General features: G+C 46.1%; 3 protein-coding genes. 2 read left to right on the top strand and 1 reads right to left on the bottom strand.

The genetic code is table 11. The features are described from left to right. Positions 1-683, top strand: a 683-nt coding sequence (locus tag HNQ59_RS19430) for a hypothetical protein (RefSeq protein WP_221320307.1), incomplete at its 5' end; no start/stop codon positions are given. Positions 684-685: 2 nt separating this feature from the next. Beyond that, on the top strand, positions 686-1,081 hold the full coding sequence (locus tag HNQ59_RS19425) for a hypothetical protein (RefSeq protein ID WP_184042035.1): 396 nt from the start codon (positions 686-688) through the stop codon (positions 1,079-1,081). On the opposite strand, the gene HNQ59_RS19525 is transcribed toward HNQ59_RS19425, so the two are convergent. Next, positions 1,064-1,246: hypothetical protein (locus HNQ59_RS19525; RefSeq protein ID WP_221320306.1), on the bottom strand; the 183-nt coding region annotated here is incomplete at its 5' end. The two genes, HNQ59_RS19425 and HNQ59_RS19525, sit on opposite strands and share 18 nt — an antisense overlap.

Raw genomic sequence — 1,246 nt, 5'->3', positions numbered from 1 at the left:
AATGGAACCGCGACGAACATCTCCACACCCTCCAGGCTGCAACCGGAGTACTGAGTGGTTTGGCAGGTGGGGCTTTGGCGGCAGGCACCAGAACTGTGGGTACGGGTCAGGGCCTGACACAGGCTGAGCGGGATGCGATACTGATAGCGGAATCAGGCTCAGTGTCAGAAATAAAAGCAACATCGGGCGCTTTTAAAGACGGCGCAGGTGGTGTTGCTACGGCGCCTAAGACAATTCCCTATGAACCGACAGGTTCAGTTGTTTTGCAAGGTAATGCGCCCGTATGTGGCCCGGCATGTGCAGCAATGACAATTACAGACAAAACTGGTGCAGTTGTTAGCCTCGATGGAGCAATTGGAAGTTTTGTAAATGGTGTTAGGTCTACAGGTGTTAACACGCTGGAGTTATCAGATGTTATATCTAAGGCGGGGATAAAGAACAGCATAAATACAACAATGTTACCTGAGCAATTAAACAAAGCACTGAAAGAGGGGGCAAGTGTTATTGTGCAGCTGCCTGCGGGGCAGGGGAGGCATTTCATCATTGTTGACAGTATTAACTCTGTTAACGGCGTAAATTATTACATGACACGCGATCCATACGTTGGGCCAAGAGGCGTTCGGCAAGAGCTGTTGGAAGGTGCAATGTCGGCAGGGGTTAATGCAATTATTGTGGGGAGGTAAAGGTGAATATTGGTGATTCCTTGGATTTGAATGGATGGTTGGTAATTATTGACTATAGGCTTTTTGTAATACCATATATTTATTCTGACAAGTATGAAATGGATGAAAAAATAGAAATATCTAGACCTGAAATTATATTTGCTGTTCTGGATAAAATATTACCATTGGCCGGGGGTAAGAGTTTTATATTTCATGAGGTTAAGGCTTCTGGGGTTTTGATAGGCATTGATCCGGTTTTAATTGAGATAAATATTTTGTTTGTAAAGGAAAGGGGTGGTGATTTTGTTGCTATTGATGTTAATGGATTGGAGCTTGATAAGTATAAATGTGATTATGAGAAATTTGTAAATGGTGGGGTTGGCGTCAAGTCAAATGACTGGTTAGATTTTTGTAGATAGAATTGCCTCGCAAAACAAAGAAAGCGGGCAAAAGCCCAGCCAGAACACCGGCAACGGCCCAAGCGCCCCGCAGAAGCAACAATCCCCAGGTAGCGGTGGCATGACACTGGGCTTCACCAGTGACAGCCGCAGCAGCACCACCCAGTCCGCGATCAGCGCCGGCCA

This window comes from Chitinivorax tropicus (assembly GCF_014202905.1).
Classification (GTDB): domain Bacteria; phylum Pseudomonadota; class Gammaproteobacteria; order Burkholderiales; family SCOH01; genus Chitinivorax; species Chitinivorax tropicus.
Note: the sequence above shows the minus strand (reverse complement) of the source record. Positions and strands in the feature narration are given on the sequence as shown.